The following is a 14,501-nucleotide window of genomic DNA, read 5'->3' as shown; positions in this document are numbered from 1 at the left end:
ACATGACATCTTCCCATCCGGCCGCCTGGCGGCAGAAAGCCATGCTTTTCGTGGTCTCCGTCGGCTTCTTCATGCAGACGCTCGACTCGACCATCGTCAACACGGCGCTGCCCGCGATGGCGCGCGACCTCGGTCAATCCCCGCTGCACATGCAGGCCGTTGTGATCGCCTATGCGCTTACGATGGCGGTGACGATTCCCTTGTCCGGCTGGCTCGCGGATCGACTGGGCACGCGTGTCGTGTTCTCCAGTGCGTTGACGATTTTCTCCATCGGCTCGGCGATGTGCGCCTATTCCGGCACGCTCGAGGCGCTGGTCGTGTGGCGCATCGTGCAGGGATTCGGCGGGGCGATGCTGTTGCCGGTCGGGCGTCTCGCCGTGTTGCGCACGTTCCCGCGCGAACAGTACTTGCAGGCGCTGGCGTTCGTGGCCGTGCCGGGCATGATCGGACCGCTCATCGGGCCGACGCTGGGCGGGTGGCTCGTCAAGGTGGCGTCGTGGCACTGGGTGTTTCTGATCAACGTGCCGGTGGGCGTGGCGGGATGCATCGCTGCGCACTTCTTCCTGGCCAATGCGCGTGCGCCGCATCGAACGTCGTTCGACATCAAAGGGTATTTGCTGCTGTCGGTGGGGATGGTGGCGACGTCGCTGGCGCTCGATCGCCATGCGGACATTGCGGGGGCGCATGCGTTGATGCTGGTGTTGCTGGTGCTGGGTTTCGCGGGGTTCGTCGCTTACGGACTGTACGCGAATCGCGCGCCGCAGCCGTTGTTCTCGCTGGCGATGTTCAAGGTGCACACGTTCAGCGTCGGGTTGCTCGGCAATCTCTTTGCGCGTATCGGGATCGCGGCCGTGCCGTATCTCGTGCCGTTACTGTTGCAGGTGAGTCTCGGCTACTCGGCGTTCGAGGCGGGGCTGCTGATGCTGCCGATCACGATCACGGGCATCTTTGCCAAGCGCCTCGCAACGTATCTGGTCGTGCGTTACGGGTATCGGCCGGTACTGGTCTGGAACACGATCCTTGCCGGTTGCGTGATCGCCAGCTTCTCGCTCGTCACACCGACCTATCCGGTACCGCTGCTCATCGTTCAGTTGGGCATTCTCGGGGGCATCAACTCGATTCAGTTCACTGCGATGAACACGCTCACGCTGAAGGATCTGAATCCCGACGACGCGAGCGGCGGCAACAGTCTGTTCTCGCTCGTGCAGATGCTGGCCATGAGTTTTGGCCTGACGGTCGGCGGTGCGCTGCTGGTCACGTTCACCGGCGCATTTGGAGAGGCGGCCGGGGTGGGCGCTCTCCCCGCTTTCCGTGCGACGTTCGGGTGCGTGGGACTGATCACGTGCTGCTCGTCCTGGATCTTTGCGCAGCTAACGGATCGGGAGCAGATGGGGAGCGAGGATGGCGATGCGCACGCGCAGGCGGCGGCCGCGTCGCCTGCGGCTCCCGAACATCAATGAGCGGTTTGCCGGACGGTTGTGCGAGCCTGCGCGAAACTATGCGAATGGTTTGTCGAGAATCTCCGGCGCGCGAATCGCGTCGATGAGCAGACCCAGAAACGCTTCGACGGGCGCTGGCAAGGTGCGTCCGGCCATCGTCTGCACTTGCAACGATCGCTGGTGCAGGGCGGGGTTGCGGATGGGGATAGCGACGAGCCCTTCCGGCGCGAGACGGCTGCGCACCGTCAGCAGGCCGGTGAGTGTGACGGCATTGCCTGAGCGAACGAAGCTATGCAGTGCCGCGTGGTAGTTGCTGATGAAGACGGGCTCGAACAGCAGGCCCTCCAGCGTGCAGCATAGGTCGAACATCTGGCGAATCGTCACGCCGGCGTTCGACAGCGCCAGCGGATACGGCAGAAGATCGGCGAGTGCGATGTCACGTCGCCTGGCAAGCGGGTGCGCTTTGGCCATCAGTGCGTAAATCGGCGCCGGTTGCGTGTGCACGACCTGAACGCCTTTTTCCGGCGCCACACTGAAACACACGGCGATATCGGCCTCGCCGTCGCGTACGCGCTCAGTGGCAACGAACGGCGAGACGACGTCCAGCAGAAAATGCGCACCGGGATAGGTTTCGCGAAAGCGGGCGAAGACCTGTGGCAGAAAGTCGCGCGCCACGCCCTCCGCACTGGCGACGCGAATCGTGGCGCGTCCCACTTCCGTCAGCCCACGAATTTCCGAGGTGACACGTTCCGCATCGAGCAACACGCGACGCGCGTGATCGGCGAGCAACTCACCTGCCTCACTCAGCACCATGCCGCGCGGGCGCCGTTCGAATAGCGGCGTGCCCAGATCCTCCTCCAGCTTGGCAATCTGTCGGCTCAGCGCCGACACCGCTACATGCAGCCGTTCCGACGCGCGACTGAGTGATCCGGTCCGGGCGACTTCGAGAAAGTAACGCAGGGCGTGAGTTTGCATGGCCAGCGAGAGATGAGGGTCGGAGACGAGACCTAAGCGTCGCGGAAGGGCATTTCAGTCAACGGTTTTGCTTTGCCGAAACGGCAAAGAAACCTTCGAAATATTATCATTGTTGTCAAAAATATCGACTCCTAGAATGGCCTGAACGGTTGTGCCGCAGCGTGCTACCGACACGCGTCGCAGCGATGTGCGAGATCGGCCGCCGTGCCCACATAGCCATCTGGAGACAAGCAGTGACCCGTAGCGCAGCCATTACTCAAGCCACCGCCCATTTCGATTCGGGCGCGTTCCTCGATACCCTCAATCGTCGCGTCGCTTACAAGACCGAGAGTCAGGAAGCGGACAGCGGCGACATCCTTCATGCGTACCTCTCGGACGAGATGACGCCTGCGCTTGCCGCGCTCGGTTTCACGTCGCGAATCGTGGCCAATCCCGTGCCGGGCGGCGGGCCGTTTCTCATTGCGGAGCGTCGTGAAGGGGACGGATTGCCGACGGTGCTGACCTACGGCCACGGCGATGTCGTGCGCGGTTACGACGCACAGTGGCGTGACGGCCTCAAGCCGTGGGACATCGTCGTCGAAGGCGATCGCTGGTACGGCCGCGGTACTGCCGACAACAAGGGCCAGCACACGATCAATCTGGCGGCGCTGGCCGAGGTGCTCGCGGCGCGTGGCGGCAAGCTTGGCTACAACGTGAAGATGATCGTGGAGATGGGCGAGGAAATGGGATCGCCGGGCTTGCATGCGATTTGCGAGCAATTGCGCAACGAACTCCGCGCCGACGTGTTGATTGCGTCGGACGGCCCGCGTCTGTCGGCGGCGCGTCCGACGGTGTTCCTCGGCTCGCGCGGTCTCGTCAACTTCAAGCTCAGTCTCAACCTGCGCGAGGGCGGTCATCACTCGGGCAACTGGGGCGGCTTGCTGCGCAATCCGGGCGTCGTGCTGGCCAATGCGATTGCGTCGATGGTCGATGGCAACGGCAAGATTCTCGTCGAGGGACTGCGTCCGCCGGCGCTGCCTGAATCCGTCCGACGCGCGCTGGCCGGGCTGGAAGTCGGCGGCGGTCCGAACGATCCGGCGGTCGACGTCGACTATGGCGAGCCGGGGCTCACGCCGACCGAGCGCGTGATCGGCTGGAACAACATCGAGGTGCTGGCGTTCAAGACGGGCAATCCGGAGAAGCCTGTCAACGCGATTCCGCCTTATGCCTATGCGCACATGCAGATCCGGTTCGTGGTTGGCACGGACTGGGAGCGTCTGGGCGACATCGTTCGCGCTCACCTCGATGCGCATGGCTTTCCGATGGTGGACGTCGAGGTCGAGCGTGGGGTCATGGCGACGCGACTCGACCCGGAAGATCCGTGGGTGCTGTGGGCGCTGGGGTCGATGCGCGAGACGACCGGCAAACCGCCGGTGCTGTTGCCGAACCTTGGCGGTACGTTGCCGAACGACGTTTTCGCGGACGTGCTTGGCCTGCCCACGCTGTGGGTGCCGCACTCCTATCCGGCGTGTTCGCAGCACGCGCCGGACGAGCATTTGCTGGGATCGGTCGCGCGTGAAGCGTTGCAGATCATGGCGGGGTTGTTCTGGGATCTGGGGGATGTGAACCTGAAAGAGGGGAAACCGCGATGAACAGTACTGCTGCTGCGGGGGCGGATCAGGTACATGACGCGTCCGGCGACGCGAAGGCCGGGGTTCGCAGCGAGGTGCCCGTCTACAAGCTGATCGTCGCGACGTCGATTGGCAATGCGCTGGAATGGTACGACCTGATTGTCTACGGGTACTTTGCCGTGACGATCTCGAAGCTGTTTTTCCCGGCGCATGACGAGACCGTGTCGTTGCTGATGGCGCTGGGCACTTTTGCGCTGTCGTATCTGGCGCGCCCCTTGGGCGCGTTCGTGCTTGGCGCGTATGCCGATCGTCATGGTCGACGGGCGTCGCTGATGTTGTCGATTGCGATGATGACGGTGGGCACCGGGTTGATTGCCTTCATGCCGACGTATGCCGCGATTGGCGTGTGGGCGCCGATCGGCATCTTTCTGTCGCGTCTGATGCAGGGCTTTTCGGCGGGCGGCGAGTTCGGGAGTTCGACGGCGTTTCTCGTCGAGCATGTGCCGAACCGGCCGGGCTTCATGTCGAGCTGGCAGTTCGCGAGTCAGGGCGCTAGCACGTTGCTGGCGTCGGCGTTCGGTGCCGTGCTGACCGGCGCGCTGACGCAGCCGCAACTCGAATCCTGGGGATGGCGTCTTCCGTTCCTCTTCGGGATGCTGGTCGGGCCGATCGGGTTGTACATCCGCAAGTATGTCGACGAGACGCCGGCGTTCGCAAAGGATGTCGCACGGAAGCAGGCAGCGCAGACGGTAGCGGGGGATGGGGCGGCGCCGGACAAGTCGCCGGTGTGGGAGGTGCTGGCGACGCAGAAGTCGCGTCTGCTGGTGTCCATTGGCGCGTTGATTCTGACGACGACGGCGAACTACATGATTCTGTACATGCCGACATATGCTACGAAGCAACTCGGTTTGCCGCCGTCACAGGGCTTCATTGCGACGCTGGTCACGGGGTTCGTGATCATGACGCTCACGCCGTTCGTCGGGCACTGGTCTGACAAGGTCGGACGCATTCGCATCATGCTGGTGGCGGGCGTGCTGTTCCTGTGTACGGTGTATCCGGCGTTTGCCTTCATGAATGCGCATGCCTCGTTGGCAACGATGATGGTGGTGATGTTGTGGGTCGGCACATTGAAGGCGGTGTACTTCGCGCCGATTCCGGCCCTGATGTCGTCGCTGTTTCCGACGCGAACGCGCGCGACCGGTATGGCTGTGGGCTACAACCTAGGGACGACGATCTTCGGCGGCTTCACCCCGTTGGCCGTCGCCTGGCTGATCGCGGCGACGGGCAACAAGCTGGCCCCCGGGCTCTATCTGATGGTGGGGGCAGCGATCAGCCTGACAACGTTGCTGATTGCGCGCACGCGGATGGGGGCGCGCTGAACTTGACGTAACGTCGAGGCAAGATGCGCTTCAGTGACGTTGCTGAGGCGCATCTTCCTTGCTCTGGACGGACGGTGCGCGCAATTCGTTGAGGAAATGATCCCGCACCATGGCAAGCGAATCGGCTTGCGTATCGGGATAGGCGCGCTGCAATGCGTCCGACACTTGTCTGGCAACGTCCGCAAGGATTACGCCCCAGACAGCCTCCTCCGAAATCTGGCGGGTTTCCTGATACATCCCGACCTTCATCGAGCAATACATCGCCTTCTCGGCCGTCCAGACACGCAGCATTTCTACGGCGTCATTGTCGGCCAACACGGCGTCGGGGATGGGGCATGCGTGCATCGAATTCCTCTCTGATGGTTGATCGGCTCATCCAAGCCTTCGGTCGTTTCCGTGAGCGTGCCACGCGGGGCGGCGCGTGCTCTGTACGCTGACGCCTCGTTGCGCAGCACAGGGGGCAATGATGACGCGGCGTATTGCGCGAACCCATCCGGTAACGGCCGTAGATTGCTTTGGTCTTCGTCTGATAATCCACGGCGCGACGAGCGCAGTCGCTGTGTATTCCCCCATCTAAGGACTTTCCCTCCCCAAGCGGCACCCTCCGCTGCCGACCTTGCCGTCGCTAATTTTTTTCGCTAGTATTTTAGACATAAACTATTTACGATTTAACAAAGATCGGACGCTTGGGTAGGCGCGACGCGATCGGTGAATCCGGAGGCTGGAGATGAATATCGTCTGTATCGGTGGCGGGCCCGCAGGTCTGTATTTCGGGTTGTTGATGAAGCTTCGCGAACCTTCCCATCGTGTAGTGGTGGTGGAGCGCAACCGCCCCTACGATACGTTCGGCTGGGGTGTCGTGTTCTCCGACGCCACGATGGACAACCTCCAGGTCGCCGATCCGGAAAGTGCCGCGCAAATCAACGCCGCCTTCAACCATTGGGACGATATCGATATCCATTTCGAAGGCCGCACGATCACCTCGGGCGGGCACGGTTTCATCGGCATCGGCCGCAAGAAGCTGCTCAACATCCTCCAAGCCCGCTGTGAAGCGCTCGGCGTCGAACTCGTGTTCGAGACCGATGTCTCCGACGATCAGGAAATCGCCCGCCGCTATCAGGCCGATCTGGTGATCGCCTCCGATGGCCTCAACAGCCGCATCCGTACCCGCTACGCCGATACGTATCGTCCCGATATCGACACCCGTCAGAACCGCTTCGTTTGGCTCGGCACCCATCAGCGCTTCGATGCCTTCACGTTCGCCTTCGAAAAGACGGAACACGGCTGGTTCCAGGCGCACGCCTATCAGTTCGACGCCGATACGTCGACGTTCATCGTCGAGACGCCCGAGTCGGTCTGGCGCGCTCATGGCATCGACCAGATGAGCCAGGAAGAAGGCGTGAAGTTCTGCGAGAACCTCTTCGCCAAGTACCTCGGCGGTCACGGGTTGATGAGCAACGCCAAGCACCTGCGCGGCTCCGCCATCTGGATTCAATTCCCTCGCGTGATCTGCGAACACTGGGTCCATTGGGCCGACGTCGACGGCAAGCTCGTTCCCGTCGTGCTGATGGGCGACGCGGCGCACACCGCGCACTTCTCCATCGGTTCGGGCACCAAGCTCGCCCTTGAAGACGCCATCGCACTGGCCGACGGCCTCGGTACGCAGGGCATCGATGCGCTGCCACGCGTGCTGGCCGACTACGAAGCCGTGCGCAGCATCGAAGTGCTCAAGATCCAGAACGCCGCGCGCAATTCGACGGAATGGTTCGAGACTGTCGATCGTTACGCCCGCTTCGAACCCGAGCAATTCGCCTATTCGCTGCTCACGCGCTCACAACGCATTTCGCACGAAAACCTGCGGGTGCGCGACGCCGCCTACGTCGAAGGCTTCGAAGACTGGCTCGCCGCGCACGCCGGTGTGAAACGCGCCGACGGCCAGCACGCGATTCCGCCGATGTTCACGCCGTTCCGTGCCCGCGAACTCACGCTCAAGAACCGTATCGTGATGTCGCCGATGGCGATGTATTCGGCGGTCGACGGCGTGCCCGGCGACTTCCACCTCGTTCACCTCGGCAGTCGCGCTCTCGGTGGCGCCGGCATGATCGTCGCGGAGATGACCTGTGTGTCGCCCGACGCGCGCATCACGCCCGGATGCCCTGGCCTGTGGAACGACGCACAACGCGACGCCTGGAAGCGCATCGTCGACTTCGTGCACTCGGGCAGCGACGCCAAGATCGCCATGCAGATCGGCCACGCCGGACGCAAGGGCTCGACGCGCCTCGCCTGGGACGGCATCGATCAGCCCCTCAAGGACGGCAACTGGCCGCTGATCTCTGCCTCCGCGCTGCCTTATATGGACGGCGTATCGCAAACGCCGCGTGAGATGACGCGCGCCGACATGGACCGCGTCAAGGACGACTTCGTGCAAGCGGCCCGCCGCGCCGCCGAAGCGGGTTTCGACTGGCTGGAGCTGCACTGCGCGCACGGCTATCTGCTGTCGAGTTTCATCTCGCCGCTCACGAACCATCGGCAGGACGAATACGGCGGCTCGCTGGAAAATCGTCTGCACTATCCGCTGGAAGTCTTCCACGCCGTGCGCGACGTCTGGCCCGCTGCCAGGCCGATGTCGGTGCGTATCTCGGCCCACGACTGGGTCGAGGGCGGCATCACGCCGGACGACGCAGTCGCGATTGCGCGCGCTTTCAAGGACGCGGGTGCCGATCTTATCGATTGCTCGTCGGGGCAGGTCAGCAAGGAAGAAAAGCCGGTCTACGGCCGTATGTTCCAGACGCCCTTCGCCGATCGCGTGCGCAACGAGGCCGGTGTGCCGACGATTGCCGTCGGTGCGATCTTCGAGGCGGATCACGTGAACAGCATCATCGCGTCCGGTCGTGCCGACCTGTGTGCGCTGGCGCGTCCGCATCTGGCCGATCCGTTCTGGACGCTGCACGAAGCCGCGAAGATCGGCTACAAGGACTTGCCGTGGCCGTCGCAGTACTATGCCGGCAAACGGCAGTACGAGACCAATCTGGAGCGTGCTGCCGCTTACGCCCAACAGATCGGTAAATAAGGACAGTTCATGACGTCTACGACAAGCGCCACCGCTACGGCACCGGCATCACTCAAAGGCATGCACGCGCTCGTGACGGGCGGCGCGCGCGGCATCGGCGAAGCCGTGGCCCGCTCGCTGCTTGCGCAGGGCGCGCGCGTGACGTTGCTCGGACGCAGCGAAGCCAAGCTCGCCGAAGGCGTGAGCGCATTGGCGTCGCACGGTGAGGTCGCATGGGTGAGCGCCGACATCTCCGATGCCGCCGCCGTGGCAGCGGCATTCGCACGCGCCGCCGAGCGCTTCGGCCCGGTGCAGGTGCTCGTCAATAACGCCGGACAGGCCGTGAGCGCCCCGTTCGGCAAGACGGACGCCCAGCTCTGGCAGCAGATGATCGACGTCAATCTGACGGGAACGTATCACTGCATTTCGGCGGCGCTGCCCGCCATGCTCACGGCAGGATGGGGGCGCATCGTGAACGTGGCGAGCACGGCCGGTCTGATCGGCTACCCGTATGTCACGGCTTATTGCGCGGCCAAGCACGGTGTGGTCGGTCTGACACGTGCGCTGGCGCTCGAAGTGGCGAAGAAGGGCGTGACGGTGAATGCCGTCTGTCCGGGGTACACGGAGACGGACATCGTGCGCGACGCCGTGGCGAACATCGTCGCGAAGACGGGCCGCAGTGAAGACGAAGCGCGCGCGGAACTGGCCAAGCGCAATCCGCAGGCACGTCTCGTGCAGCCCCAGGAGGTTGCCGACGCCGTGTTGTGGCTCTGCCAGCCGGGTGCCGCGTCGATGACGGGGCAGTCGATTGCGGTTGCCGGCGGGGAAGTGACGGTCGGCTGAGGCCGTCGAAAACGTCGATAAAGGATTCATGACGCCGTGCCGGCACGAGGCCGTCCGTCGTCATTTTATTGAGCAGGACCGCCGGGCGGGCAAGCGTTGTTCATACGCGCACCGAAGCCAGGCGATCCGGGCGCAAGTCAAAGGCAAGCTGCCAAAGGAGATTGGCCCATGAGTGACGTGAAACTGACGATGGCGCATCACAAGCGCCCCTTCGCGAACTACGAAGCCAGGCATTTTCTGTGGTCGGTGTCGAACGACGCGCAAGGGCGTCCGAGCATCGGCACGATCACGCTGAACCGTCCCGACAAGAAGAATCCGCTGACGTTCGACTCGTATGCGGAACTGCGCGATCTGTTCCGCGGGCTGGTCTATGCGACGGACATCAAGACGGTCGTCGTGACCGGCGCGGGCGGCAATTTCTGTTCGGGCGGCGATGTCCACGAAATCATCGGCCCGCTCACGCAGATGAGCATGCCGGAACTGCTGGATTTCACGCGCATGACGGGCGATCTCGTCAAGGCGATGCGCGCCTGCCCGCAGCCGATCATCAGCGCGATCGACGGCATCTGCGCCGGCGCGGGTGCGATGGTGGCGCTGGCGTCGGATATGCGGCTGGGCACGCCGCAAACGAAGACGGCGTTCCTCTTCGTGCGCGTGGGACTGGCCGGCGCCGATATGGGCGCATGTACGTTGCTGCCGCGCATGATCGGGCAGGGACGCGCCTCGGAATTGCTCTACACCGGTCGCGTGATGACAGCCGAGGAGGGCGCGCAATGGGGCTTCTTCAACGCGCTGCATGACGGCGGCGCGGTGCTCTCGGCTGCGCAGACGCTGGCCGATCAGATCGCCTGCGGCCCGACTTTCGCGCACGGCGTGACGAAGAAGTTGCTGCATCAGGAATGGAACATGGGCGTGGACGAGGCCATCGAGGGGGAAGCCGAAGCGCAGGCCATCTGCATGCAGACGAAGGATTTCCGCCGGGCTTACGACGCTTTCGTCGCCAAGCAAAAGCCGGTCTTCGAGGGCGACTGACGTCATGAGCGCAATCACTCCTTACAACGCCCGCAATGCCGATTTTCTCGCGTGGCCGTTTTTTGAAGATGCGCACCGTCATCTGGGCTCGACGCTCGATGCGTGGTGCACGCGCGAGCTGAAGGTCGATCATCACGCCGATACGGATGCGACGTGCGTATCGCTGGTGCGCCAGTTGGGCCGCGCGGGATGGCTGAAGTATTGCGTGCCCGCCAGCCACGGCGGTGCGCTGGAGAAGCTCGATTCGCGTGCGCTTTGCGTGCTGCGCGAAACGCTGGCGCGTCACGACGGCCTCGCGGACTTCGCGTTCGCGATGCAGGGGCTCGGCAGCGGTGCGATCACGCTCGCGGGCAGCGACGCGCTCAAGCAGCGCTATCTGCCGCGCGTGGCGTCGGGCGAGGCGATTGCCGCTTTCGCGTTGTCGGAGCCGGACGCCGGTTCAGATGTCGCCGCTATGGCCTGTTCGGCGACACCGGATGGCGATGCCTACGTGCTGAACGGCGAGAAGACGTGGATTTCGAACGGCGGCATTGCGGACTTTTACTGTGTGTTCGTGCGTACGGGCGAAGCGCCGGGCGCACGCGGCATCAGCGCGTTCGTGGTCGACGCCGACACGCCGGGGCTGACGATTGCCGAGCGCATCGACGTGAGCGCGCCGCACCCGCTGGCGCGCCTGAAGTTCGAGAACTGCCGCGTGCCCGCGTCGCAACGTCTGGGCGAGGCAGGGCAGGGCTTCAAGGTCGCGATGATGACGCTGGATATTTTCCGCGCATCGGTGGCCGCAGCCGCGTTGGGTTTTGCGCGTCGTGCGCTGGACGAAGGGCTGGCGCGCGCAAAGTCGCGCAAGATGTTCGGTCAGACGCTGGCGGACTTCCAACTGACGCAGGCGGCGTTGGGCGATATGGCCACTTCGGTGGACGCGGCGGCTTTGCTGACGTACCGCGCCGCATGGCAGCGCGACGTGCTGGGGCAGCGCACGACGCGCGAAGCGGCGATGGCGAAGATGTTTTCGACGGAGTCTGCGCAGCAGGTCATTGACCGGGCTTTGCAGATGTTCGGCGGCGCTGGCGTGGTGTCGGGCGCGGTGGTGGAGCGTCTGTATCGCGAGATCCGCTCGCTGCGGATTTACGAAGGGGCAACGGAAGTGCAAAAACTGATCATCGCGCGCGAGTTGCTCAAGGACGACTGATCTTTGGCGTTTGACGTGCGGGACTTGGAAGTCGTGCCGTATGGCGGCACAGGCTGGAACGTGGTTTGGCAGGACTTGTGATGTGCGCAGTGGCAACCCACGCAGACAGGGATGGCATGGCGTCTTGCAATAACACTTGGAAGCACTAGGACTGGGTCTGACGCGTAGCGTCGGCGTCATGCTGGATTACCGGGGGCAAGGAGAAGCACATGGAACGATCTGGACATCTCGACACTTTCGCGCGCGACAATTTGCCGCCCGCGGATCAGTGGCCCGAGTTTCTGCTCGACAATCCGGACGTGGCATATCCGGCGCGCATCAATTGCGCCGCGGAACTGCTGGACCGCACGATCGCACAGGGACGCGGTGACGCGCCGGCGATTTATTCGGTCGAAAATGGAAAGCCGACGACCACGACTTATCTCGGTCTGCGCGAGATGGTCGATCGCATCGCCCATGTGCTGCGTAACGATATGGCGCTGGTGCCGGGCAACCGTGTGCTGCTGCGCGGCCCGAACAATCTGTTCATGGCTGCGGCCTGGCTCGCTGTGATCAAGGCCGGACTCGTCGGCGTGCCCACGATGCCGCTGCTGCGCGCGAAGGAACTCAAGCAGATTGTCGACAAGGCGGAGGTGAGTGCCGCGCTGTGTGACGGTCGTCTCAAGGAAGAGCTGGAATTCAATCGTCAGCCGGGGCATGAATACTACTGTCCGGTCTTGTCGAAGGTGGTCTATTTTCACGACGTTGGTGAGGACTCACTGGAGGCCCGCATGGCCCGTCAGCCGGCGAGCTTCGACGCCTGCGACACGGCGGTGGACGACGTCTGTCTGATCGCCTTCACGAGCGGCACGACGGGGCAGCCGAAGGGCACGATGCATTTCCATCGCGACGTGCTGGCAATGTGCGATCTGTTCCCGCGCCACGTGCTCAAGCCGGGGCCGGACGATGTCTTCTGCGGCACTCCCCCGTTAGCGTTCACTTTCGGCACAGGCGGCTTGCTGACGTTCCCGTTGCGCGTCGGCGCAGCGACGGTGCTGCTGGAAAAGCTGACGCCGGACAGTCTGCTGCAAGCGATCGCTGACTATCGTGCGACGATCTGTTTTACGGCACCAACGTTCTATCGTCAGATGGCCGCACTCGTCGGCAAGTACGATCTGTCGAGTCTGAGGAAGACGGTGTCGGCGGGCGAGGCGCTGCCCGACGCCACCCGACAGCTATGGAAGCAGGCATCGGGCATCGAGATGATCGATGGCATCGGCGGCACGGAGATGATCCACATCTTTATCTCGGCAGCGAACGGCGATGTCGTACCGGGCGCGATCGGCAAACCGGTCCCCGGCTATATCGCAATGATCGTGGACGAGAACATGCAGCCGCTCCCGCCGGGGAAGGTGGGCAAGCTGGCGGTGAAAGGGCCGACGGGGTGCCGCTATCTCGCGGACTCGCGTCAGACGAATTACGTGAAGCAAGGCTGGAACCTGCCGGGCGACACGTTCATGTGCGACGAAGCGGGCAATTACTACTATCAGGCCCGCTCGGACGACATGATCGTCTCCGCAGGCTATAACATCGCAGGCCCGGAAGTGGAGTCGGCACTGCTGCAACACCCGGCCGTGGCGGAGTGCGGTGTGGTCGGTGCGAACGATGAAGCTCGCGGCCAGATCGTGAAGGCCTATGTGGTGCTCAAGGCCGGGCAGCCGCACGACGATGCGATGGTGAAGACGCTTCAGGAGTATGTGAAGGCTAACATCGCACCGTACAAGTACCCGCGCGCAATCGAGTTCGTCGACACGCTGCCGCGCACGGAGACAGGCAAACTGCAACGCTTCAAGCTCCGGCAAATGGCGCAATAAGCCGAAGCCGATTGATGTAGTGGGGGCTCCAGTGGGCACCCACTGACTTTTGTGAAAGGGGAGGAATGATGGCGCAGGCGAACGTGGCGGAACATGCTTTCGTGAAGCCGTTGCTGGTCCGGTTCAAACACTGTGACCCGGCAGGCATCGTGTTTTATCCGCGCTACTTCGAGATGATCAACGATCTGGTCGAGGACTGGTGCGCCGAAGGACTCAACCTGTCATTCGGCGAGATGCATCTGCGCGACGGTATGGGCGTGCCCACGGCCAACATCGAATGCCGTTTCAGCGCCCCAAGTTTTCTGGGCGAGACGCTGGTGCGCTCGCTCGAAGTAACCCGCCTCGGCCGCTCGTCGATGACTCTGCGTATCCGGTTCGCCGGCGCTGACGACGAGACGCGCCTGCAAGCCACGCTGGTGCTGGTCTGGGTGGCGAAAGGCGAGGGCGGTCGTCCCGCCCCGATCGCCGTGCCCCCCGCCCAGCGCAATGCGATTGTGCGCTTTGCCGCACCCGATTCTGTGATTGAAGGAGTGTCCTGATGCTGCAAGTTCTCCAACCGCCCGAATGGGCGAAACCGCGCGGCTATGCCAACGGCATGGCCTTCGAGATGACGGCAGGCAGCCGCATCGTGTTTGTCGGCGGTCAGATCGGCTGGAACGCGCAGCAACGCTTTGAGACGGATGATTTCGCACTTCAAGTGCGTCAGACGCTCGAGAATATTGTTGCGATTCTTGCCGAAGGGAAGGCCAAGCCGGAACATATCGTCCGTATGACCTGGTACGTGAAGGATAAACGCGAGTACGTGGCGAATTATCCCGCCATCGGGGAACACTACCGCGCCGTCATCGGTCGGCACTTTCCTGCGATGACCGCCGTCGAAGTGGCCGACCTCGTCGAGGACGAAGCCAAGGTCGAGATCGAAGTGACTGCGGTTGTTCCTGCCGGCTGATTTTTCTTTACGTTTGTTAGTGCTTGCTTTAGGCGGGTGAACACCCCCCGCCTGACGGGCCGGAGCCCCTTTCCGCCGCTCAGACATAAACCCAACTCGCTGCAGAAAGGGGCCCCGGCCCGTCTCCCTCCCCGCCCTCAGTGCCTCCACCGAAACCGCCCGCTTCCCGCGCTCTGTTTCCGC

General features: G+C 63.3%; 12 protein-coding genes. 10 read left to right on the top strand and 2 right to left on the bottom strand.

Annotated features, from left to right (window positions below; translation table 11 throughout):
- The first annotated feature begins 41 nt into the window (after window positions 1-41).
- Complete coding sequence (gene mdtD, locus C5N93_RS10215) at window positions 42-1,460, top strand: multidrug transporter subunit MdtD (RefSeq protein WP_242559183.1); 1,419 nt, start codon at window positions 42-44, stop codon at window positions 1,458-1,460.
- A 36-nt stretch (window positions 1,461-1,496) separates the two neighbouring features.
- Here the strand turns inward: mdtD and C5N93_RS10210 are convergent, their stop codons facing one another.
- Complete coding sequence (locus C5N93_RS10210) at window positions 1,497-2,414, bottom strand: LysR family transcriptional regulator (protein ID WP_242559182.1); 918 nt, start codon at window positions 2,412-2,414, stop codon at window positions 1,497-1,499.
- Between the two features lie 233 nt (window positions 2,415-2,647).
- On the opposite strand from C5N93_RS10210, the gene C5N93_RS10205 reads away from it, so the two are divergent.
- Together C5N93_RS10205 and C5N93_RS10200 are read left to right on the top strand one after the other, a co-directional pair.
- A complete protein-coding gene (locus tag C5N93_RS10205; protein ID WP_242559181.1) occupies window positions 2,648-4,045 on the top strand; it encodes a M20 family metallopeptidase in 1,398 nt (465 codons plus the stop codon).
- Window positions 4,042-5,403 carry an MFS transporter gene (locus tag C5N93_RS10200; RefSeq protein WP_242559180.1) on the top strand — a complete coding sequence of 454 codons (1,362 nt, stop codon included), beginning with the start codon at window positions 4,042-4,044 and terminating at the stop codon, window positions 5,401-5,403. The genes C5N93_RS10205 and C5N93_RS10200 overlap by 4 nt, the downstream gene beginning before the upstream one ends.
- 30 nt (window positions 5,404-5,433) lie before the next feature.
- On the opposite strand, the gene C5N93_RS10195 is transcribed toward C5N93_RS10200, so the two are convergent.
- Entirely contained in the window at window positions 5,434-5,748 is a 315-nt protein-coding gene (locus tag C5N93_RS10195; RefSeq protein ID WP_242559179.1) for a DUF5076 domain-containing protein, read from the bottom strand.
- Between the two features lie 382 nt (window positions 5,749-6,130).
- Between C5N93_RS10195 and C5N93_RS10190 the strand changes: the two genes are divergently transcribed.
- The 7 genes from C5N93_RS10190 to C5N93_RS10160 all read left to right on the top strand — a co-directional run bounded on the left by C5N93_RS10190 (window position 6,131) and on the right by C5N93_RS10160 (window position 14,318).
- Entirely contained in the window at window positions 6,131-8,473 is a 2,343-nt protein-coding gene (locus C5N93_RS10190; RefSeq protein WP_242559178.1) for a bifunctional salicylyl-CoA 5-hydroxylase/oxidoreductase, read from the top strand.
- 9 nt (window positions 8,474-8,482) lie between these two features.
- The gene (locus C5N93_RS10185; RefSeq protein ID WP_242559177.1) at window positions 8,483-9,295 is read left to right on the top strand and encodes an SDR family NAD(P)-dependent oxidoreductase; all 813 of its coding nucleotides are present in this window, start codon (window positions 8,483-8,485) and stop codon (window positions 9,293-9,295) included.
- A gap of 168 nt (window positions 9,296-9,463) precedes the next feature.
- Complete coding sequence (locus tag C5N93_RS10180) at window positions 9,464-10,327, top strand: enoyl-CoA hydratase family protein (RefSeq protein WP_242559176.1); 864 nt, start codon at window positions 9,464-9,466, stop codon at window positions 10,325-10,327.
- 4 nt (window positions 10,328-10,331) lie between these two features.
- Complete coding sequence (locus C5N93_RS10175; RefSeq protein ID WP_242559175.1) at window positions 10,332-11,516, top strand: acyl-CoA dehydrogenase family protein; 1,185 nt, start codon at window positions 10,332-10,334, stop codon at window positions 11,514-11,516.
- 209 nt (window positions 11,517-11,725) lie between these two features.
- A complete protein-coding gene (locus tag C5N93_RS10170) occupies window positions 11,726-13,369 on the top strand; it encodes an AMP-binding protein (RefSeq protein WP_242559174.1) in 1,644 nt (547 codons plus the stop codon).
- Window positions 13,370-13,437: 68 nt separating this feature from the next.
- On the top strand, window positions 13,438-13,908 hold the full coding sequence (locus tag C5N93_RS10165; RefSeq protein WP_150723522.1) for an acyl-CoA thioesterase: 471 nt from the start codon (window positions 13,438-13,440) through the stop codon (window positions 13,906-13,908).
- 2 nt (window positions 13,909-13,910) lie between these two features.
- Window positions 13,911-14,318, top strand: coding sequence for a RidA family protein (locus C5N93_RS10160; RefSeq protein WP_150723543.1), 408 nt, complete (start codon window positions 13,911-13,913; stop codon window positions 14,316-14,318).
- The last annotated feature ends 183 nt before the right edge of the window (window positions 14,319-14,501 follow it).

Origin of the sequence: Pandoraea sp. LA3 (assembly GCF_022696215.1) — a bacterium.
In the GTDB taxonomy this organism is placed as follows: domain Bacteria; phylum Pseudomonadota; class Gammaproteobacteria; order Burkholderiales; family Burkholderiaceae; genus Pandoraea; species Pandoraea capi.
The sequence above is the reverse complement of the archived record's forward strand: the minus strand, read 5'-3'. Positions and strand labels throughout refer to the sequence as shown.